Raw genomic sequence first — 543 nt, forward strand, 5'->3', positions numbered from 1 at the left:
GCGTGATGAGCACCGGCTTCGTGCTCGGCGCGCGCGTGCCGGCGCCGCTGGCCTCCGCCGGCGTGGTGCTGCTCGCGCACCGGCACGATCCGGACGAGGTGGCGGCCTGGCTCGCGACCACCGAGCTGCCGCCCTACACGCCACACACGCTGACCAACAAGACGCGGCTGCGGCAGAAGATCGAGCAGGCCCGCGACGACGGCTACGCGGTGATCGAGCAGCAGTTGCAGGTAGGCGTGCGCGGCGTGGCGGTGCCGCTGCGCAACCGCCAGGGCGAGGTGGTGGCCGCGCTCAGCACCAACATGCCGATCGGCGGCGAGACGGCCGAGGCCGCCCTCGCGCGCGTGTTGCCCTCGCTGCAGGAAACCGCGCTGGCGATGCTCAACGTGCTGTGAGGCCGGCGCGATGACGCGCGGCACGGCTGGCGAGGCGCGTCTCGCACGGACCAGGCCGCGGGCCACGAACCGATGCGTCGCCACGCGAACCGTCGCGACGCGCTCGCGTATGAGGACGACGCGGCCGCCCTTACAGCCCTCGAAGCCA

1 protein-coding gene is annotated in these 543 nt (G+C 73.5%); it reads left to right on the forward strand.

Annotated features, from left to right (window positions below):
• On the forward strand, window positions 1–395 hold a 395-nt coding region (locus FQ705_RS27625), incomplete at its 5' end, for an IclR family transcriptional regulator C-terminal domain-containing protein (protein WP_313955681.1).
• Window positions 396–543: the final 148 nt, after the last annotated feature.

The sequence above is a fragment of the Paraburkholderia sp. BCC1884 genome (assembly GCF_900996225.1).
GTDB lineage: Bacteria > Pseudomonadota > Gammaproteobacteria > Burkholderiales > Burkholderiaceae > Paraburkholderia.